General features: G+C 39.8%; 17 protein-coding genes. 11 read left to right on the top strand and 6 right to left on the bottom strand.

Annotated features, from left to right (window positions below; genetic code table 11):
* Positions 1–49 precede the first annotated feature (49 nt).
* Both mnmG and ACLTU0_RS04050 read right to left on the bottom strand, forming a co-directional pair.
* Complete coding sequence (gene mnmG / locus ACLTU0_RS04055; RefSeq protein WP_412321472.1) at positions 50–1,915, bottom strand: tRNA uridine-5-carboxymethylaminomethyl(34) synthesis enzyme MnmG; 1,866 nt, start codon at positions 1,913–1,915, stop codon at positions 50–52.
* Positions 1,915–2,820, bottom strand: coding sequence for a DUF624 domain-containing protein (locus tag ACLTU0_RS04050; RefSeq protein WP_022230968.1), 906 nt, complete (start codon positions 2,818–2,820; stop codon positions 1,915–1,917). The genes mnmG and ACLTU0_RS04050 overlap by 1 nt, the downstream gene beginning before the upstream one ends.
* Before the next feature lie 138 nt (positions 2,821–2,958).
* On the opposite strand from ACLTU0_RS04050, the gene ACLTU0_RS04045 reads away from it, so the two are divergent.
* Complete coding sequence (locus ACLTU0_RS04045; protein WP_337599959.1) at positions 2,959–3,885, top strand: RluA family pseudouridine synthase; 927 nt, start codon at positions 2,959–2,961, stop codon at positions 3,883–3,885.
* Here ACLTU0_RS04045 and ACLTU0_RS04040 read toward each other — a convergent pair.
* Complete coding sequence (locus ACLTU0_RS04040; protein ID WP_337599961.1) at positions 3,837–4,955, bottom strand: MGDG synthase family glycosyltransferase; 1,119 nt, start codon at positions 4,953–4,955, stop codon at positions 3,837–3,839. The genes ACLTU0_RS04045 and ACLTU0_RS04040 overlap by 49 nt on opposite strands.
* A 137-nt stretch (positions 4,956–5,092) precedes the next feature.
* On the opposite strand from ACLTU0_RS04040, the gene ACLTU0_RS04035 reads away from it, so the two are divergent.
* Entirely contained in the window at positions 5,093–6,430 is a 1,338-nt protein-coding gene (locus ACLTU0_RS04035) for an MATE family efflux transporter (RefSeq protein ID WP_412321471.1), read from the top strand.
* A 32-nt stretch (positions 6,431–6,462) separates the two neighbouring features.
* On the opposite strand, the gene ACLTU0_RS04030 is transcribed toward ACLTU0_RS04035, so the two are convergent.
* Together ACLTU0_RS04030 and ACLTU0_RS04025 are read right to left on the bottom strand one after the other, a co-directional pair.
* The gene (locus ACLTU0_RS04030) at positions 6,463–8,472 is read right to left on the bottom strand and encodes a leucine-rich repeat domain-containing protein (protein WP_022230964.1); all 2,010 of its coding nucleotides are present in this window, start codon (positions 8,470–8,472) and stop codon (positions 6,463–6,465) included.
* Between the two features lie 91 nt (positions 8,473–8,563).
* Entirely contained in the window at positions 8,564–10,864 is a 2,301-nt protein-coding gene (locus tag ACLTU0_RS04025; protein WP_412321470.1) for a SpoIIE family protein phosphatase, read from the bottom strand.
* Between the two features lie 170 nt (positions 10,865–11,034).
* On the opposite strand from ACLTU0_RS04025, the gene ACLTU0_RS04020 reads away from it, so the two are divergent.
* On the top strand, positions 11,035–11,505 hold the full coding sequence (locus ACLTU0_RS04020; protein WP_412321469.1) for a metallophosphoesterase: 471 nt from the start codon (positions 11,035–11,037) through the stop codon (positions 11,503–11,505).
* A gap of 377 nt (positions 11,506–11,882) precedes the next feature.
* On the opposite strand, the gene galU is transcribed toward ACLTU0_RS04020, so the two are convergent.
* The gene (gene galU, locus ACLTU0_RS04015; protein WP_412321468.1) at positions 11,883–12,752 is read right to left on the bottom strand and encodes a UTP--glucose-1-phosphate uridylyltransferase GalU; all 870 of its coding nucleotides are present in this window, start codon (positions 12,750–12,752) and stop codon (positions 11,883–11,885) included.
* Between the two features lie 176 nt (positions 12,753–12,928).
* Between galU and metF the strand changes: the two genes are divergently transcribed.
* The 8 genes from metF to ACLTU0_RS03975 all read left to right on the top strand — a co-directional run bounded on the left by metF (position 12,929) and on the right by ACLTU0_RS03975 (position 21,918).
* Entirely contained in the window at positions 12,929–13,798 is an 870-nt protein-coding gene (metF, locus tag ACLTU0_RS04010; RefSeq protein ID WP_022230960.1) for a methylenetetrahydrofolate reductase [NAD(P)H], read from the top strand.
* A gap of 23 nt (positions 13,799–13,821) precedes the next feature.
* On the top strand, positions 13,822–14,664 hold the full coding sequence (gene rsmI, locus ACLTU0_RS04005; protein WP_412293990.1) for a 16S rRNA (cytidine(1402)-2'-O)-methyltransferase: 843 nt from the start codon (positions 13,822–13,824) through the stop codon (positions 14,662–14,664).
* 1 nt (position 14,665) lies between these two features.
* Entirely contained in the window at positions 14,666–14,956 is a 291-nt protein-coding gene (locus ACLTU0_RS04000; protein WP_412293991.1) for a hypothetical protein, read from the top strand.
* Positions 14,957–15,014: 58 nt separating this feature from the next.
* Complete coding sequence (locus ACLTU0_RS03995) at positions 15,015–15,197, top strand: hypothetical protein (RefSeq protein WP_022230957.1); 183 nt, start codon at positions 15,015–15,017, stop codon at positions 15,195–15,197.
* A gap of 183 nt (positions 15,198–15,380) precedes the next feature.
* Positions 15,381–18,104 (top strand): preprotein translocase subunit SecA, encoded by a 2,724-nt coding sequence (gene secA, locus ACLTU0_RS03990; RefSeq protein ID WP_022230956.1) that lies wholly within the window; start codon positions 15,381–15,383, stop codon positions 18,102–18,104.
* A gap of 94 nt (positions 18,105–18,198) precedes the next feature.
* Entirely contained in the window at positions 18,199–20,607 is a 2,409-nt protein-coding gene (locus tag ACLTU0_RS03985) for a homocysteine S-methyltransferase family protein (RefSeq protein WP_412321467.1), read from the top strand.
* 169 nt (positions 20,608–20,776) lie between these two features.
* Positions 20,777–21,478: a tRNA threonylcarbamoyladenosine dehydratase gene (locus ACLTU0_RS03980; protein WP_308455877.1), complete on the top strand. Its 702-nt coding sequence runs from the start codon at positions 20,777–20,779 to the stop codon at positions 21,476–21,478.
* Between the two features lie 2 nt (positions 21,479–21,480).
* Positions 21,481–21,918, top strand: coding sequence for an RrF2 family transcriptional regulator (locus ACLTU0_RS03975; RefSeq protein ID WP_022230953.1), 438 nt, complete (start codon positions 21,481–21,483; stop codon positions 21,916–21,918).
* Positions 21,919–22,045 lie beyond the last annotated feature (127 nt).

Raw genomic sequence — 22,045 nt, 5'->3', positions numbered from 1 at the left:
TACTATCTAAAAATGTGTGTCATATCAAATGACACACATTTTTTATTTGTTATCTTTTTTGTGATTCCAACCATACAATCAATACCGACATATCGGACGGTGAAACACCGGAAATTCTTGACGCTTGTCCGAGTGACTTTGGCTGTATCTTATTCAATTTTTGTCTTGCCTCTAAACGCAAGCCGTGTATATCAGAATAATCTTGATTTTCGGGAAGAAGTTTTTCCTCCATTTTCTTGAACTGCTCAACCTGTGCTATCTGTCTTTTTATATAGCCGTCATACTTTAGTTTAATTTCAACCTGTTCACAAACTGCGTCCGGAAGTGTCAGACGGTTATGGTCGACAGGTGCAAGTTTTTCATAATCAAGTTCTGGACGTTTTATCATATCGCTAAGACGTATTCCCGTCTTAACTGCGGTCGAATTATACTGTTCCAAAAGCGGATTTGCGTCTTTCGGCGGTACTATAACCGATGTCACACGCTTAATTTCATTTTCAATCATATTCATTTTTTCAAGGAACTTTTTATATCTTTCTTCCGATATAAGACCGATTTTATATCCGAACGGAGTAAGTCTTTCATCTGCGTTATCCTGTCTTAAAAGCAAACGGTATTCCGAACGTGATGTCATCATTCGGTACGGCTCGTTTGTACCCTTTGTTATAAGGTCATCTATAAGTGTTCCGATATATCCGTCCGAACGTTTTAATGTAAGCGGTTCTTCGTTTTTAAGTTTCAATGCCGCATTAATTCCGGCAATAAGTCCTTGTGACGCCGCCTCCTCATAGCCGGACGTACCGTTAAACTGTCCTGCACCGTAAAGTCCATGCACATTCTTAAACTCCAACGTTGCATACAGTTGAGTCGGATCACAGCAATCATATTCTATTGCATATGCAGGACGCATAATTTCGACATTTTCAAGTCCCTCAACACTTCGATACATTTCAAGCTGTACGTCCTCAGGCATACTCGTTGAAAAGCCTTGTGCATATACTTCCTTTGTATCAATTCCCATAGGCTCCATAAAAAGCTGATGTCTTGGCTTTTCCGAAAAACGCACAACCTTATCTTCGATAGACGGACAGTATCGCGGACCTATACCCTCAACCATACCGCCGTACATTGCCGAACGACCGAGATTGTCGTGTATAATTTGGTGAGTTTTTTCATTTGTATACACAAGATAGCAAGGAACAAGATTTTTGCCGACATTCTCCGTTTCAAACGAGAACGGCACGATTTTTTCGTCACCCTCCTCAAGCTCCATCTTACTGTAGTCAAGTGTATCCGCGTGCACTCTTGCTGGAGTACCTGTTTTAAATCGCTTTAATTCAATACCCAATCTGCGAAGATTTTCCGAAAGTTCATTTGCAGGGAACATTCCGTCAGGACCGCTTTCACGCGAATAACTTCCGATAAGAATTTTACCCTTTAAATAAGTTCCGCTGGCAATAATAACCGCTTTTACCTTATATTCAACGCCTGTATGTGTTACAACTTCCGTTACATTATTATCTTCATCGGTAATTACATTTACGATTTCCGCTTGTTTAACCTGTAAATTCTCTTGATTTTCAACACGTTTTTTCATTTCAACGTGATACTTTTTTCTGTCAATCTGTGCTCTAAGCGAATGTACGGCAGGGCCTTTGCCTTTATTAAGCATTTTCGACTGTATAAACGAAGCGTCCGCCGCTTTACCCATTTCACCGCCGAGTGCGTCAAGTTCACGAACAAGGTGACCTTTCGCCGTACCTCCTATACTTGGGTTACAAGGAAGATTTCCTATTGCGTCAAGGCTTATTGAAAACATAACCGTTTTCATACCCAATCTTGCCGCCGCCAAAGCCGCCTCACAGCCTGCGTGACCGCCTCCGATTACGGCAACATCATATTCACCTAAAACCATTATTCTTCCTCCCCGATATATTCAACCTTAGGCTGTTTTTCTTTCATATCCTTTAATATTGAGCGTTCAATTACTCTTGCGGCATAAAATTGCGGTGGATAGCAAGTAACGCAAAGTCCGATAACTACTACTATAATTGCCGCTGCAAGCGGATTAACGAATGTAAACAACGCACCGTATATAAGTACTCCTATAAGCGTTGTAAAAAAGTTACCCGGTAATTTTGCAAGTGTTATAAGCAACGCATTTTTATAAAGCGAGCCGATTCCACATTCAAATGTAACCATAATTTGATACAAATACGGGTGCATCATTGTATAAACAACAAGTACAAGTATCATAACATACAGCAACATCATCCAAAGCATACTGCCTGTTGAAACGTAAAGCGAATGATAGAAAAGAATTGCATTAAGTCCGAACACAAGCAAAACCGCGTCAATCAGCACAACTACCATACCCTGTTTAAAGTTTTCCTTAAACTTGTCCGCACCGTCACTCAAAACCCAAGTATGTTCACCGCGTGTGAAACATCTTGTTATATACGAATAAGCCGCCGTTGCAGGACCTGAACCCCAAAACGTGAACACACCGATTGAAAAAGCAAGCTGAATAAGTATCATAATACTTCCCTGCACATTTTCCGCACTTGATTCCGTACCAAGTGAAATAATAGTGTCTGAAACATTCTGAACGATATGCGTACTGCTCAAAACTATACCGCCGAAAATATATAAAATCGCAATCCATATAATACTCGTTATCGCATAAAGACAGTTCGCACCCAAAAATTTAGTGAACTTACGTATCACAATATCAAAAAACAAGAAAAAGCCTTTCTTTTTAGGTTCGTTCTTATCTACTCCCTTACCCGGTTTATCATAACCGCCGCCGAAAATTCCCATATTTTTTCTCCTTCCGAAATTTGAATACAATTTTTATTCATATAAAATATTTATGCAAACTATATTGTAACACAATTTTTTTTATGATACAATATCAAAAATAAATGTTTACAAATAAAATATCAATCGAGGTAACAAATGAGGGAAATCACGATAAATCAAAACGACGCAGGGCAACGACTTGACAAGTTTCTTACAAAATATCTTGTCAATATGCCACAGAGTATGTTATATAAAAGTCTTAGAAAAAATTGTGTCAGAGTAAACGGCAAACACATTAAAGACGGCAAATATATGCTCCAAAACGGTGATGTGTTGAAGTTATTTTTTAAAGACGAATTTTACGAAAACAAATCAAGCTTTAAAGCAGGCAATTCCGATATTGACGTTGTATATGAAGACGAAAATATTATACTTATTAATAAAGAAAGCGGTGTTGTAGTCCATTCGGACGATAAAGGCACAAAGGATACGCTTCTTGAAAGAATGCAGAGTTATCTTTACAAAAAAGGCGAATACAATCCCGAAAACGAACACAGCTTTTCGCCGTCATTCTGCAACCGCCTTGACAGAAACACATCAGGTATAATAATCGGTGCGAAAAATGCCGCCGCACTTCGTATAATCAACGAAAAAATCCGCAGTCGCGAAATTAAAAAAATATATCTTTGCATTGTCGAAGGTCATTTAAAAAAAAGCGGTCACCTTACCGCATATCTTACACGCGGTGACAAAAAAGTTACGGTTTCAGATTATCATGAAGAAAATTCAAAGAAAATCGGCACAAAATATAATGTTATTGCCGAAAAAAAAGACACTTCACTTGTTGAAGTCGAGCTTGAAACAGGACGCACACACCAAATCAGAGCACAGTTTTCGCATATAGGAAATCCGCTGTACGGAGATACGAAGTACGGCTCACGGCACAGCGGAGGTATGAAGCTTGCAAGTTACAAGTTGGTATTTGATTTTAAAACAGACGCAGGCATATTAAATTACCTAAATCACAAAGAATTTCAAATAAGCGTTGATTTTGCCAAAACCTTTGCACAGCAGAAATTATAAAGGTCAGCCGTTGCATTCGGTTTACCGAGATGCCTTACGCTTTCCTCCATCATTGCAACACGCCAAGGACAAGCAAACATTTGATTTATCGCCTCAGAAATCGGATAAGTGTCGTTTACCATAATTGCCGCGCCATTATTCACAAGGAAATTAAGGTTCCTGTCCTCTTGTCCGGGAAGGGGATTCATTGTTATCATCGGCAATCCTTTTGCAAGCGATTCTGATGTTGTAAGTCCGCCCGGCTTTGTTATTATAAAGTCGGCGGCATCCATCATTACGTCAACATTATCGACAAATCCGTATGAATATATTTTTTTATTCCACTCACATTCATCAACTACGCTTTTTATTTTCTTATTCGTACCGCAAACACACAGCACTTGAAAATCTTTCGGATATGTATCAATTTGTGCCAAAATCTTTTTTATATTTCCGTACCCCATTGAACCCATCATTATAAGTATAGTGGGAATATTTTCAATCCCGAGTTTTTTTCGTGCCTCAATAGGGTCGTTTTTCTTTACAAACTGTTCTCTTATCGGTATACCGAAAGGCAAAAGTTTCTTTTTCGCTATACCTTTTTTCTGCATTTCGTGTTCCAAAAGTTCATCCGGAATTACGTAATAGTCAAGGAACGTACTTTCCCAAAACGGATGTACGGTGAAATCGGTTACTATTCCGACAGACGGACAATCAAAAGCCGCACGGTCGGCAAGTATGCTTATACACACTCCGGCATAGCTATGCGTACCGATTATCAAATCGGGATTATATTCAGCAACGAACTTTTCAAGTTTCTTTGAAACAAATCGCGAAAATATCGATACAAGCGAATTACGGTCATACGGCTCGTCCTTTTGCGTAAGTTTGCCGTAAGCCTTCGCATACGTCTTTGCAAGGTACTTTGTCGAAAGCAAGTATCCGTCCTGTATTGAATTTCCCAAACGATGATTTACATAGTCGAATATATCAAGCATATGACATTGATGTCCGTTCTCCTCGAAATATTCCATAATAGCCTTAGCCGTAGAATGATGTCCGTAACCGGCTTTTACGGATAACAACAACACTTTCAATTTTAAGACCCCCTTGTCTTTTTTAACAATATTATAACAAATAAAAATAAATTTTTCAACCTTATTGACTTTATGAATTTAATAGACTATAATGTCATAAGTTATTAAAACGAGGGGCGGTGTATTGTGAAATGATAAGCGATATGACTAAAGGAAATCCGTTAAAATTGATAATTTCTTTTTCAGTTCCGATGCTGATCGGAAATATCTTTCAACAGGTGTATAACTTTGTTGACGCGGCGATTGTCGGTAAGTTTGTGGGGGCTGAATCTCTTGCGGCGGTAGGTTCGACAGGTACAATTGTCGGAGTTATGATTTGTCTTATGATGGGACTTACGAGCGGTGCGGGAATTATTATAGCGCAGTGTTTCGGTTCAAGGAATTTTGACGAACTGAGAAAAACAGTTACGGGACTTATTTACATAGTGGGAATTTTGGCGGTGGTTACGTCAGTTGCCGGAGTTGTGTTTTCACGGCCGATTTTATCGTTTCTGAACACACCCGATAACGTAATCGACGAGGCGGTCGCATACATAAACGTAATATTCGCATTCACAATCGGTACGGCTATGTATAACGCGTCAAGCGCAATACTCAGAAGTCTTGGTGACAGCCGTACACCGCTTTACGCACTTATACTTTCTTCTATATTAAATGTAATTTTCGACTTGTTGTTCGTTGTTGTGTTTAAAACAGGTGTTGTCGGTGCGGCAGTTGCGACTGTTATCGCACAGATTATCAGTGCGATTTATTGTATTATACATATGGTAAGACACCGCAGACAGCTTAATCTTGAGGGCATAAACTTCCAAACAACAAAACGTGCAATCAAGCGGATTTTCCAAACAGGAATACCGTCGGCACTTGAAAGCTGTCTGATTTCACTCGGCACAATGAGCGTGCAACGTCTTGTAAACTCATTCGGTGCAATGACTATGGCAGGCTATACCGCCGCCGTAAAAATCGACTCAATCGCAATCGCACCGATTGTATCGGTCGGCTCGGCATTGTCGGTTTTCTCGGGTCAAAACATCGGTGCAAATCAGATGGACAGAATAAAAAAGGGTATGTATCAAACACTTGCGTCGCTTATCGGTATATGTATAGTGATTGCTGCCGGAATTGTATTGTTCCGTAATCAACTGCTTGGCTTGTTCCTTGACAAAACACAAGCCGCAGAGGCTATCGCAATAGGAAGCAAGTACCTTACTATCGTATGTGTTGCGTATATAGTTGCGGCGGTTATGAGAACATATTTAAACGTTCTTCGCGGTGCGGGTGATGTTAATACCTCCGCAGTCGCAGGTATACTTGAACTTATAGGAAGAATTATTTTTGCATATATACTTGTTCGCCCGCTCGGCTCAACAGGTATTTGGATTGCTACTCCGCTCGCCTGGGCAATGGGTGCGTCAGTACCCGTTATCCGATACTATTCGGGTAAGTGGATTAATAAAAAGTTGGTATAAAAAAATGGCACTTTCGTGCCATTTTTTTATACTTATTCTTCTACTAATTTTACTGTTTTCTTTTCCGAAATAGGTTGTAATTGTGATGACAATACAAATATATTCACGTTCTTGGCATTATCCTTTTTGTCAAGAGAAATTTTTGTATCGTCTTTCATCGAAAGCGGTACTCTGTCAATTCCAATCATAACGCCGTTTTCATCATACATTGCCGCATATACATAGCAGTCGCCGTACTTCATTTGTGCGGATATATCAAAATCATATGATGTGTCGTTTTCTGTTTTTGTAACTTCTACCGTTGTCATAGTCATATCCGTAGGTATTCCGTTATAATGGATTGTTGCGTTTGTAAGATATGTATTTCCGACCAACACAATCTTACTCCACTCTTCCTCCGTACCTGCGTAATACACATTGGTAATACTATAACAATCACTAAAAGCATTTTTTGCAATTTTATTTATATTTTTACCCATCGTTACAGTGGTTAAGTTTGTACAGAAGGCAAATGCACTCATCCCTATCGACTTAACCTTATTCGGTATGTCAATACTTGTCAAACTTTCACATTCGTAAAACATATTTTCTTCTATTTTGTCGATATTTTCAGACAGCTTTATGCTTTCCAACTTGTTGCACCAGCTAAAAGCTTCCTCTCCTATGCTTTTAACATTATCCGTCATTGTAACATTGACTACTCCGCTCGAATAAAAAGCACCGACGCCTATACGTTCAACACTTTCAGGTATGTTTATATTTGCTAAATTGCTGCAAGAATTAAATGCATTGTCATCTATCACCGTAACCGGCAAGCCTTCAATTTCACTCGGTATAGTAGCTTCGCTGACAGATTTGTCACACTTAACAATAACCACAGATTTTCCGTCGGTACTAAAATTGTAAGTAAACGGCTCGATTGTTTTATTATAATGAATTGTTGCGTTTTTCAACGCGCCGTTGCCGTCACCTGCGCTGTTTTCTTCTATATCAATTTTATTCCATTGTGTTTCGGTACCAAAATAGTATATATCTTTTAAGCTGTTACAATCATAAAACGCATACTGTTCAATCAAATCAACACTTTTAGGTATTGTTATACTTTCCAGACTTGCACAACCGCTGAAAGCAGAAGAATATATTGTATCTACATCACTTGGAATTTTTACACTCTTTAGGCTTGTACAATTTGAAAATGTCGAACCCTGAATCCAACTTAGATTCTCAGACAATACCACTTCCGTCAAATTTGTACAGCCGGAAAATACAGAACTGCCCATATCATAAATATTATCTGTAAGAGAAACCGAAGTCAAGTTTGTACAACCATAAAATGCCTGTGCCTGTATATATGTCACGCTTTCAGGAACTGTATAGCTTGTATCGCTTTTTTCCGCAGGATATGCAACAAGTTCTGATTTATCTTTATTAAAAAGCACTCCGTTGTCAGAAGTGTAATATAGGTTGTTTTCATCAACGTTTATCGCTTCCAAATTAACGCTGTTACTGAATGCACCCGCTGCTATTGATGTTGTTTGTTGCGGAACATTTATAGTATTAACATTTTGTGTATACTTAAAAGCACAACCGTCAATTTTCGAAACACTTGACGGAATTGTATAGCTTACACCACTTTTTGCAGCAGGATATTGAATAAGTTCTGTTTTACTCTTGTTAAAAAGTACTCCGTCCTTTGAAATATAATTTTTGTTTTCAGAATCGACAACTATATTTTCAAGGCTTGTACAGCCCAAAAATGTATCGTACCCTATTGAAGTTACGGTTGACGGGATTGTTACTTTCTTCAAATCCACACATTTAAAAAACGCATCGCCATCAATCTCAGTTACCGTTGCTCCCTCAATTTCACTTGGTATATTTACTTCCGCCACTTCCTTGGCACATTTTGAAATCGTAACCGTATTATCTTCATTTACCCAATATTCCAAATAGTTCTCATACGTTTCCGCACTTGCCGTCATCGGCACAAATGCACACAGCATTGACAGTGCCAAAATCATACTTAAAATTTTCTCTCTCATAAAATAATTGCCTCCCACATATAAATTTTTACATATATAGCTTATCATATCTTGGTAGGAATTGCAATATATTTTTCAAATATTGTCTTTTTTAGTTTCTTATCAACCTTATTGTCGCAACGGTCATATCGTCGATTACTGCGTCACGGCTTTTTTTGACTGCATTTTCAATTACGGATTGTGCCATTTCGTCCATAGTGTCAAACGGCATTTTTATTTCTTTTTTCAGCCAATCTGTACGGACAGTACCAAATCCCGCTTCACTTATTCCGTCCGACATCATTATTATTATATCGCCGTCATCAAGGCGTTTGGCTTGTCCCTGTACCTTTATATCAGGCAGCATACCGACAGGCAACGAAACAGAAAACACCGTTTCGACATTCGGACCGTGAAGTACAATACTCTCCGAACCGCCGATTTTGAAAAACTCACATATACCTGTCATAAGGTCTATACATAGCAGATCCACGGTAGAAAAGCACTCATAGTCAAGTTTTAAACAGAGTGCCGAATTTATCATATCAATAGACGTTTTCACGCCAAACCCCGACTGCAAAAATTCTCTCAACAATTTCAGTGTTATATGGCTCTCAAACATTGCCCTTTTACCGCTGCCCATACCGTCCGACAAAATCACATACTGTTTATAATCCTCCGTCACGAACGTATCTATACTGTCGCCCGACACTTCGCTGAAATCTCGGCTTATCTGTCTTATCGCAATATCTGCGGTAAATTTTGCGCGTGACACAAATTTCATAAGTCCGTTCGCACTGTCACACTCATAGCCCATAGGTGTTTCGACAACGTTTTCAAGCACGTTTTCAATCTTCCCGACTTCCGTACCCTTAGACGTTCCGAGATATACCTCCATTTTTCCGTGACTGCTTTCAATAACGCTTATTTCAAATGCCATAATTCCGACTTTGTCAAGCTCGGCAATAAGTGTTTCCTCCAAATCCTCTCTGAACGTAAAGCCGGAACATATATTTTCCGCCATTGTGTCCATAAGGCTTGACATTTCTTTATACTGTCTTGCAACCAAGTCACGGCTTGTAACCGCCTCGCCCGTCCGCACAAGGTTTTTCTTATACAGTTCATAGACGTGATTAAACTCCACAACGAACAAATCAGGTCGTAAGCATTTATCCTTAAAGCTGTTCGGTACTGATGTAAACTCCAATATCCCCCTTGTTTCAATCGTATCAAGCAACAGCATTATACTGCGGTATGTGCGTGTAAAGTCGGACTGCCAGCATTTAACCGCATTCGGACACCCCTCGCACACTCTGTCCGCAACCTCATCAAAAAGCGTAGCAACATCTTTATTATATGATTTCAGTCTTTTCTCCGAAGCATTTGAAAAACACTCCTCCAAACTCTTAAATGCCTTTGCCGATTTTTCAAGCTGCATAGACAAATACTCTTTAACTCTTACGTCCGCACTCACCGTTTCAAGCTTTAACGACCTTGCAAAAAAAGATTTTATATACCCTTGAACTTTATTCGGTGTCAGTACAAAAAGCACCGCCCCTATCGCTGTTTCGATAATCGTCACAGGCAAAGACGATGCACTTCCAGCATACAAAAGTGTCACCGCACTGCCGCCCAAGAATCCCAACGCAACTCCGAAACGTCCGAACGATTTCAGCAAATTTCCGAACAATGCACTTATACCGAAAATACCCATAGTCACAACCGCCGACGGTGACGACATTGCCGACATAAACCCTATACAAAGTCCCCCGCTGCCCGCCGCCGCAATACCGCCGTGAAGTGCAATGCAAAGTACCGCATATACGGAAACTATATTGGCAAGACTGATATTATACGGAAACACAATTCCCGAAAGTCCCGTTATAAAAACACCCACGCTTACAGAAATACTGATAAGCTCGTCCTGTGCGGTCTGCGTGCGTTTTTTGCGGTTTGCAATCAATCCGTGTGCTTTTTTGAATATTATATACATGAGTGAGGTGACTATCGACTCAACAAAAAGCATAAGTATATCGTATGCTCCTACATATGTATATATAAGAAAAACAAATCCGCCGACCATAACCGCACCGCCCACGCACGCCGCGTCAAGCACAAGATTTTCCTTATTTCTGAAACGTGTATATATCCAAAACAACAGTGCCGCAACAAGATATTTTGTAAGCACCGCACTGCCTGCCGACGTCATAAGTGCAATCGAAAGCACAGTTATACCAAGATACGCAATACTTTTATCAAAGCAAGAAGCAAAAAAAGCCACTCCGAACGGAAAAAGTCCCAAAACAGACGCTCGTCCTGCCAAAAGCAATAGCATACTCATTCCCACATCTCTCACAGACGGTGCTCGGAGCATTTCTGTATTCCGTTGTCTTTTTACCGCTGGCTGACTCATTTTTAATTCCTCCTACAAGTGCAATATAGGTTATTATACCACTTGTTTATGGATAAATATGTAAAATCCTGTTGTCGATATATAAAAATATTTCGACATCATTTTTTGACAAATTGCGTTTGCATATGATATACTACATACATACTTTTTTATATTGAGAGGATTAGATTATGAAAAAAATTTTGATTTTTTCCGATACTCACGGCGATATTAACCGCTGTTTAGATATAATCGAAAAAGCTGACAGTGTAAGTGCGATTTTCCACGCAGGCGATTACACAGGTGACGCGGAAGATTTGGAGTCGATATACCCAAACATACCTATATATTATGTAAAAGGCAACAACGACTACTTTTCAAAAGCGCCGTCACATATGCTTGTTACAATAGACGGTGTTAAGATATTTATTACGCACGGTCACGAACAGAATGTAAAATACGAATATAAATTTATGACTCTCCGCAAGGCTGCCGAAAAATATGATCCCGATTTAATAATATTCGGTCACACGCACATTCCTTATACCGATTACAAAGGTAAAGCCACGCTTTTAAACCCGGGAAGTATACGTTATACAGGCACATATGCAGAGGCTGAAATCGAAAACGGTAAACTAAAAACAAAAATCATAGAAGTTTGATATACAAATTATACAAAAATGTCACGTTATTTTATATATCCCCGTTATGCGTGACATTATTAATGAATTATTTGTAAAAATGTCACGTCTTGTCACGCAATATGACAATTTTAAACGATTTATACCTTTTTAATATAGAAGATTTATCCTTTATATTGCAATTTTTACAGTAATAATTTATACTATTATTGAACTTAATTGAGTTCATTAAACGAGAAAAGACGGTGCATTCCCCAATGTGCACCGTCTTTTTTTCTTAGAATCCAATAAATTGTCCGGAACGTGCAAAGCATTTATTTTAAGTTTTTACTTTAATTAATAACCCGACAAAAAAACAGGCAAGCCTATCTCTGTACGGCTTGCCTGTGCACTTTTTCTTATAAATTTTTTGTTACTTCTTTTAAATATTCCGCAAATTCATCTTTCAAATCATCTCTTGAAAGTGCAAAATCGACTGTTGCCTGTAAAAATCCCTGTTTACTTCCTATATCGTATCTTCTGCCATCAAAGTCATATGCGTACATATCTTCATTCTTTGCAAGCATTACAAGTGCGTCGGTAAGCTGTATTTCGCCGCCTGCACCCTTAGGTGTTTTTTCAAGGCAATCGAATATTGCAGGTGTGATTACATATCTGCCGAGTACCGCAACGTCTGACGGTGCGTCCTCTTTTTTCGGCTTTTCGACCATTCCTTTCAGCTTATACATTCTGCCTTCAACATTATCGCAGTCCACAATACCGTACTTTGAAACTTGATCCATTCCGACCTTTTGCACTCCAAGCACTGTCGCATTATATTTGTCAAACTGTTCGATAAGCTGACTCAAACACGGTTTTTCCGCCACAACCACATCATCGCCGAGCATTACCGCAAAAGGCTCGTTTCCGACAAAGCTTTTTGCACAAAGTACAGCGTGTCCAAGACCTTTCTGTTCCTTTTGACGTACAAACTGAACGTTTATTTTATCCGACACTTCACGAACAGCATTAAGCATTTCCTGCTTGCCGTCACGTTCAAGTATCGTTTCAAGCTCATATGCCTTATCAAAATGATTTACAAGTGCGTCCTTACCGCGTGATGTAATTATAAGCAAATCCTCAATGCCCGATGCGATTGCCTCCTCAACAATATACTGAATTGTCGGCTTATCGACTATCGGCAGCATTTCTTTCGGCACTGCCTTAGTCGCCGGAAGAAATCTTGTTCCGAACCCTGCCGCAGGTATTACCGCTTTTGTTACTTTCATATTTTCTCCTCCCTCAATTTCTAATTTTATAACTATCTATTATTATACCACATATTTTCCATAATTGCGATATAAAAATCAGTTAATTTATTTCAAATTTCAACACTTGATATTGTTTCAAATCTGCGGTATAATATTTTTATATATATAATTACAGATTAAGGAGAAAAAACAGAATGTTTATAAGAGATATATTTGCTCAAAAAAAGCCGGTGCTTTCATTTGAAGTATTTCCGCCGAAAAAGGACAGCGGACTTGACAATGTAATTTCAGCAGTTGACGAGCTTTCAAAAATGCCTATTGACTATATGAGCGTTACATACGGTGCAGGCGGCAGTAATTCAAAAAATACCGCATACATCGCCTCACATTTAAAGAATAATCTTTCTATTCCGTCACTTGCACATCTTACTTGCGTTGCAAACTCAAAGGACGATATTAAGGTAAAATTACAGGAATATAAAGACCTTGGAATTGAAAATATCCTTGCACTTCGCGGTGACAAGCCGAAAGATTATGACGGTGAAATATTCCCGGGTTATCACTATGCAAACGAACTTGTAGAGGCAATCAAAGATTTCGGCGATTTTTGTGTCGGCGGTGCTTGTTACCCTGAGTGTCACCCTGATTCTCCGAGCCTTGACGCCGATATTGAAAATTTAAAAGTAAAAGTTGACGCAGGTGTTGATTTTCTTGTTACTCAAATGTTTTTTGACAACGACGAATTTTACAAATTCCGCGATAAACTTGCAAAGAAAGGTATAAACAAACCTATCACAGCCGGAATAATGCCTCTTACAAACGCAGGTCAAATACAGCGTATGGCAATTCTTTCAGGCGGTGCGTCTATGCCGTCAAAATTCTTGCGTATGATTTCAAAATACCAAGACAATCCGGAGGCTTTAAAACAAGCAGGTATTGCGTATGCGGTTGATCAAATTATCGACCTGCTTTCAAACGACATTGACGGTATTCATCTTTACACAATGAACAAGCCCGAAACCGCACAGAAAATCGTAAATGTTATAAACAACCTATTTGTATAATTCGCATTTTGCAAGGAGAACTTATGAACGGAAAACTATATTTATGTGCCACACCGATAGGCAATCTCGGTGATGTGTCCGCGCGTTGTCTTGAAGCATTTAACAATGCCGATTTAATTGCCGCGGAAGATACAAGGCGTACTCTTCAGCTTTTAAATCACTTTGAAATATCAAAGCCGCTGACAAGCTACCACGAACACAACAAGCACGAAAAAGGCGAATATATTATATCACTTTTAAAAAACGGTAAAAACATTGTACTTGTATCGGACGCAGGTACTCCCGCAATTTCAGATCCCGGTGAGGACTTAGTTAAGCTATGTATCGAAAACGATATTGACGTTACCTCAATCCCCGGACCTGTTGCAGGTATAAACGCACTGATACTGTCGGGACTTCCGACAAGACGATTTGCATTTGAGGGATTTCTTTCGGTGAACAAGCGTCACAGAAAAGAACATCTTGAACTTGTGAAAAACGACACTCACACACTCATCTTTTACGAGGCACCGCACAAATTAAAAAACACACTTTCCGATATGCAAAAGACATTCGGCGGTGACAGAAAAATCGCTCTTGTGCGTGAGCTTACAAAAATTCACGAAGAAGTGAAAAGATGTACAATCGACGAGGCAATCGCATATTATTCCGAAAACAATCCGCGCGGTGAATATGTACTTGTAGTCGAGGGTGCAAAAGAAGTCGAAGAAACGGAAGAAAACGAATGGGAAAACATTTCAATTAAAGAACACGTTGACAAATACATTGCGGAAGGTCTGACTTCAAAAGACGCAATAAAAAAAGCCGCCGCAGACAGAAATCTTCCGAAACGTGACATATACAACGAATATCACAGAGGTGAATAACGTGAAAAAGAAAACATTATTTTTAATAGGCACTGCCGCCGCGGCAGGCATATACAGTGCAATAACAGGCAAAGGTTTATTCAACAAACCACGCTTTAAAGAACAGCACGAACGCGTTGCAAACTACGTTGAAACTCACTATCCGAACGCAGTTTACACTCCTATCGAAATGACCGCAAACGGTTGGGTAACGGTCATAAGACGTATTGCAAGACCGAACATAATCCTTTACATCACCCGTGACGGAAACGGCAATTATGTCTTTACCGAATCGGAAGTCCGAAATGCGTAACCAAAAACAACGCTTTGGCATAGTATAAACCATAAACAAATTAAAGGAGGTTTTTACTATGTTTTTCGGCGGAGGATGTAATAACAATTCAGACAGTTGGATATGGATTGTGGTAATAGTGGCACTTGTTATACTTTGCTGTGACGGTAATATTTTCGGCGGAAGCAATAACAACTGCTGTTGCTGTTGCGATCCATGCTGCGACCCTTGCTGTGACAATCACAAAAACGATTGCTGCTAAAATCTACTGTACTTAAAGGTGCCGGCATATCGGCACCTTTTTTAGTGCAAAATAAATTTTACAAAAAATTAATAAAAAACAGTAGTAATCCTTACGTTTTTGTGATATAATATACGTTAATAATGCGATAATTCCATTCTTTGGGATTACACAGACCGATATTATTTATGAGGAGAAAAATAAATGAGTATATTCGACAAAATATTCGGCACATATTCTGACAGAGAACTAAAGAGAATACGTCCTATCGCAGACAAAGTTATGGCACTTGAGGACGATATGGCAAAACTTTCAGATGCAGAATTAAAAGCCAAGACACCTGAGTTTAAGGAAAGACTTAAAAACGGCGAAACACTTGATGATCTTCTTCCTGAGGCATTTGCGGTAATGCGTGAGGCAAGCTGGCGTGTACTTGGAATGAAACACTTCTATGTACAGGTTATCGGTGGTATTATTCTTCATCAGGGACGTATCGCAGAAATGAAAACAGGTGAAGGTAAAACTCTTGTTTCTACACTTCCTGCATATTTGAACGCTTTAACCGGTGACGGTGTACATATTGTCACCGTAAACGATTATCTTGCTAAGCGTGACAGTGAGTGGATGGGAAAAGTTTACCGTTATCTTGGTATGAGTGTCGGACTTATTATTCACGAACTTGACAACGGCGAAAGACGTGAGGCATATGCCGCTGACATAACTTACGGTACAAATAACGAACTTGGTTTCGACTATCTTCGTGATAACATGGTTGTTCATAAAGAAGAAATGGTACAGCGCGGTCATAATTATGCAGTAGTCGATGAAGTTGACTCAATTCTTATAGATGAGGCGAGAACTCCGCTTATCATTTCCGGTATGGGCGAGGACGCAAATGACCTTTACAGAGTTGCCGATATGTTCGTTAAACGTCTTAAAAAGGTTGTCGTTACAGAACACGACGACAAACAGCTTGACGAAGATGTAGACGCAGATTATATCGTTGACGAAAAAGCAAAAACAGCTATGCTTACCGAACAGGGTATTAAAAAAGCTGAACAAGGTTTCGGTATCGAAAACCTTTCCGACCCTGAAAATATGAAACTTCAACACCACATCAACCAAGCCTTGCAGGCTAACGGTGTTATGCACCGTGACCAACAGTACGTTGTTCAGGACGGCGAGGTTATGATTGTTGATGAATTTACAGGACGTATAATGCCGGGCAGACGTTACAGTGACGGTTTGCACCAAGCTATCGAAGCAAAGGAAGGCGTTAAAATCGAAAACGAGTCAAAGACTCTTGCAACAATCACATTCCAAAACTTCTTCCGTCTTTACAACAAGCTTTCGGGTATGACAGGTACAGCTCTTACTGAAGAAGAAGAATTCCAACATATATATAAGCTTGACGTTGTTGCCGTTCCTACAAATAAGCCAGTAATCCGTAAGGATTTACATGACGTTGTATTCAAAACAGAAAAAGGCAAGTTTATGGCGGTTATCAAGCAAATTCAAGAATGTAACGCAAAGGGACAGCCTGTACTTGTAGGTACCGTAAACGTAGACAAGTCGGAAATACTTTCGGCACTTCTAAAGCGTGCAGGAATTAAACACGAAGTCCTAAATGCGAAGTATCACGCAAAAGAGGCTGAAATCGTTGCACAGGCAGGTAAAAAAGGTGCTGTAACAATCGCAACAAACATGGCGGGTCGTGGTACTGACATTAACCTTGGCGGTAATGCAGAATATATGGCTAAACATGAAATGGCACGTCAAGGATTTACAGATGAGCTTATTGCAGAGGCAACAGGTTTCGGTGATACAGATGATGAAGATATTATCAATGCAAGAAAAGTATTTACCGAACTTAACGACAAATTCAAAGCACAAATCAAGCCGGAACAAGACGAAGTTCGCGAGCTTGGCGGTTTGTATATTATAGGTACTGAACGTCACGAATCAAGACGTATCGACAATCAGCTTAGAGGTCGTGCAGGTCGTCAGGGTGACCCCGGTGTATCTCAATTCTTCCTTTCACTTGATGATGATCTTATGAGAATTTTCGGCAGTGACAAGGTTAAGTCTATGGTTGACGCACTCGGCCTTGAAGAGGACGAGCCTATCCAAGCAAAAATGCTTACAAATGCAATCGAAAATGCACAAAAAAATCTTGAAAGCAGAAACTTTGATTCTCGTAAGCACGTTCTTCAATACGACGAAGTTATGAACGAACAGCGTAAGATTATATACGCACAGCGTCAAATGGTACTTGACGGTGAGGATATAAGCGGTACTATCAAGAATATGATGGAATCTGCAATCGACAGTGCACTTGACGATTATATCGGAATTTCAGAAATTCCTGAAGATTGGAACATTCGTGCAATCACAGAATTTGCAAATCAATATCTAAATGCTCAAGGTGAATTTAAAATCCCTGAAGAAGATATGGAAACTATCACAAAAGCAGACGTTAAGGATATGCTTATGGAGCTTGGCAACAAGCGTTACGAATCACAAGAAGAAGTATTCGGCGAGAATATGCGTGAGCTTGAAAGAGTGCTTATGCTTAGAGTTGTCGATACTCTTTGGATGGATCATCTTGACGAAATGGAACACGTTAAACGTGAAATCGGTCTTAGAGCATACGGTCAGCACGACCCTGTTCTTGAATACAGAAATGTCGGCAGTGAGCTTTACGAAAATATGCTTGACAGCATAAAGAAAGATACTGTAAGATACGTACTTTCAGCTATGCCGAGAGTTAAGATTGAACGTGAGCAAGTCGCTAAACCGCTTGATACAGGCGGTGACGGTTCTCTCGGAAACACACCTAAACGTGCAAAGAAAGAACCCGGCAGAAACGACCCTTGCCCATGCGGCAGCGGTAAGAAATACAAGAACTGCTGCGGTAAGAACAAATAATCTAAACAAACCCTACGGTTTTGTTTACAATCTAAAGGGTATTGCAAAATGCAATACCCTTTTTACACGAAATTTTTACGAAAGGATATAAATAATGAACGTAAGAGAATTACTCGGCAAGAGAATGCTGTTTTTTGACGGCGGTATGGGTTCAATGCTGCAAAAAAACGGTATGGGTGCGGGTGAAATTCCCGAACTTTTAAACCTTACAAATGCCGCTTTAATAGAAAAAATACATACCGAATATCTTGAAGCGGGTGCAAACATCATAACCACAAATACCTTCGGCGCAAACCCGTTAAAATCAGAAGAAATCGGCGAAAGCCTTGATATGATTATCGCCGCCGCAATAGGCATTGCAAGAAAGGCGGTAAACAGTTTTCAATCAGAGGAAAATCCGCGATTTGTTGCATTCGACATCGGTCCTTGCGGTAAATTGTTAGAGCCTTTGGGCGACCTTTCTTTTGATGATTGCTATGACGCATTTGCGAAAATCGCAAAAACTGCCGAAAAATGCGGTGCCGACCTTGTTATAATAGAAACAATGTCTGACACTCTTGAGGCAAAAGCCGCCGTACTTGCAGTAAAGGAAAACACTTCACTCCCTATTTTCTGTACAATGACGTTTGACGAAAGCTATAAAACGCTTACGGGCGGTGACGTCAAGGTTATGTCGGCGATTATGGAAGGACTTGGTGTTGATTGTGTTGGTATAAACTGTGGTCTTGGTCCTGCTCAAATCGGTGAAATGATGACTGACCTTGCCGAAATTTCTTCAATTCCTATAATGGCACAGCCAAACGCAGGATTGCCTCAAATCGAAAACGGCAAAACAGTTTACAATGTATTACCAGAACAATTTGCAGACGAATGTGAACATATGGCAAAGCTTGGTGCGTCTGTTCTCGGCGGTTGTTGCGGTACAACACCTGACCATATAAGAAGTCTTGTTGAAAAATGCAAAAACTACAAACCGATAGTCGAAGAAAAAAACATCACTGTCGTTGCGTCATATTCAAAAACGGTTGTACTCGGAAAAGGTCCTGTAATTGTCGGCGAACGTATCAATCCGACAGGTAAGAAAAAGTTTAAAGAAGCACTTAGAAACGGCGACATAGACTATATTCTAAACGAGGCATTTGCACAACGTGACGCAGGTGCGCACATACTTGACGTAAACGTCGGACTGCCGGAAATTGACGAATGTTCGACAATGGAAAAAGCGGTTAAGGCAATCAGTGCCGCTGTAAATCTTCCTTTACAGATAGACAGTTCCGACCCTGTAACAACCGAACGTGCATTGCGTATTTACAACGGTAAACCTATGGTAAACTCCGTAAACGGCAAGGAAGAAAGCATAAAAGCAATTATGCCGATAGTTCAAAAATACGGCGGTGTACTTGTCGGACTTTGTCTTGACGAGGAAGGTATCCCTACTACTGCCGAACAAAGATTTGAAATTGCAAAAAAAATCCGTGACAGAGCGTCAGAATACGGCATAAAGCCGAAAAACCTTGTAATGGACGCACTTACTCTTACAATTTCGGCACAGCAAAAAGAGTCTGCCGAAACAATCAAAGCATTGAAAATGATAAAGGACCGGCTTGGTATTTGTACAACTCTTGGCGTATCGAACATATCATTCGGACTTCCGCGCCGAGAAATAGTCAATGGAACATTCTTCGCATTGGCACTTAACAACGGTCTTGACGCCTGTATTATCAACCCGTGTGCCGATTCAATGATTAACACCTATCGTGCATTTATGGCACTTTCGTGCTATGACGCGGATTGTCAGGAATATGTAAGCAAATATGCGGGTACAAAGTCACAGACAACCGTAACAAAAGAAAATCAGGCGGAAGAAAAAGCTGAAAATGTCAATCCGCTTTTCGATATAATCATAAAAGGTCTTAAAGACCAGTCGTTTGACGAAACAGTTCGTCAGCTTGAAACTACCGATCCGATGGACATTATCAACAACATACTTGTTGAAGCACTTAACGTTGTCGGTCGTGAGTTTGAAAAAGGTACAATGTTCCTACCTCAGCTTATGATGAGTGCAGAAACCGTCAAAAATTCATTTGACGCAATCAAGGCTCACATTGACCAAAGCGGCGAAGCACAGGAAAGCAAAGGTAAAATCTTGGTTGCAACGGTTAAAGGCGATATTCACGACATCGGCAAAAACATCGTAAAGGTGCTTTTGGAGAACTACGGTTATGATGTTTATGATTTAGGCAAGGACGTACCGCCCGAACTTATTGTCGAAACATTAAAAGAAAACGATATTCACATATGCGGACTTTCCGCACTTATGACTACAACAGTAGTAAGTATGGAAGATACAATCAAAGCAATTCGTGCGGCAGGACTTGATACAAAAGTATGGGTTGGCGGTGCGGTGCTTACACAGGAATATGCCGATATGATAGGTGCGGACAAATACTGCAAAGACGCACTTTCTTCGGTAACTTACGCAAACGAATTTTTTGGAAATTAATAAAAATTGAGAGTACGGAAACAAATTAATCTAAGCAGATAAATCAAATGTCGATTTATCTGCTTTATTTTTTTGCAATAATGACAGATTTGAATTGACAAAAACAAAAAAGAATGTTATAATCAATTCATAGTGAACAAATAGGAAAATAGGAGTATAGAATTACGGTATGGAAAATCAATTTGAACGAACGGAACTTCTTTTAGGAAAAGATGCCATACAGAAACTGAAAAATGCACACGTTGCGGTTTTCGGTGTAGGCGGTGTAGGCGGTTTTGTTGTCGAGGCGCTCGTTAGGAGCGGTGTAGGCGAAATAGACGTTATAGACAAAGACACCGTTTCGCTTTCAAACATAAACCGACAGATAATCGCACTTCACAGTACTGTCGGACAACCTAAAGTCGAAGTTATAAAAAATCGTGCATTGGATATAAATCCAAATGTAAAAATAAACGCGTTTGAAACATTCTTCTTGCCCGATACGGCAGATATGTTTGATTTTTCAAAATATGATTACGTTGTTGACGCAATAGACACCGTAAAAGGTAAAATTGAAATAATACTTCGTGCCGAAAAAGCCGGAGTAAAAATTATCAGCTCTATGGGTGCGGGAAACAAGCTTGATCCGACACTTTTTGAAGTTTCGGACATTTACAAAACGTCCGTATGTCCTTTGGCGCGCGTTATGCGCCGCGAGCTTAAGGCAAGAGGTATAAAAAAATTAAAGGTAGTTTATTCAAAAGAAGAGGCTATCAAAATTCCGTCACCGGACGGCGAAAGACCTGTTCCGGGAAGTATTGCGTTTGTACCGTCAGTTGCGGGATTGATTATAGCCGGAGAAATAATTAAAGATTTGGTTAAGGAGGAATAACATTGAAAATTTCAACTAAAGGCAGATACGCTGTAAGGCTTATGCTTGACGTTGCAATTCACGGTATGGATAAAAACGTTTCTATGCGTGATGTTGCAGAACGTCAAAATATATCAATAAAATATCTTGAACAAATTGTGAGTATCCTTACCCGTGTGGGATACTTAAAGAGTGTGCGTGGTGCCCAAGGGGGTTACCGACTCACAAAAGCACCGTCAGAATACACAATCGGAGATATTTTGCGTACAACGGAGGGAACACTTTCACCTGTATCGTGTCTTGAAGATGAAGAAAATACTTGTCCACGAGTTTCTGTGTGTCCGACAATAAAGCTTTGGAAAGGGCTTTATGATGTTATCAATAAATATGTTGACAGCATTACTCTTGAAGATTTGGTAAACGAAAGTATTACAATCAATTCACCTGATTTTTGTATATAAAAATAACGGACGGCTATGGTTCGTCCGCTGCGAATACAGTGTGTAGGGGCGATCATTGGTCGCCCTTTTTTAATTTTCAGTATTGTGCCACCCCTCAGTCAACTTCGTTGACAGCTCCCCTCAAGGG

Source organism: Hominilimicola sp. (assembly GCF_046972485.1).
GTDB lineage: Bacteria > Bacillota > Clostridia > UBA1381 > UBA1381 > Hominilimicola > Hominilimicola fabiformis.
This window is presented reverse-complemented; position numbering and strand designations above follow the sequence as displayed.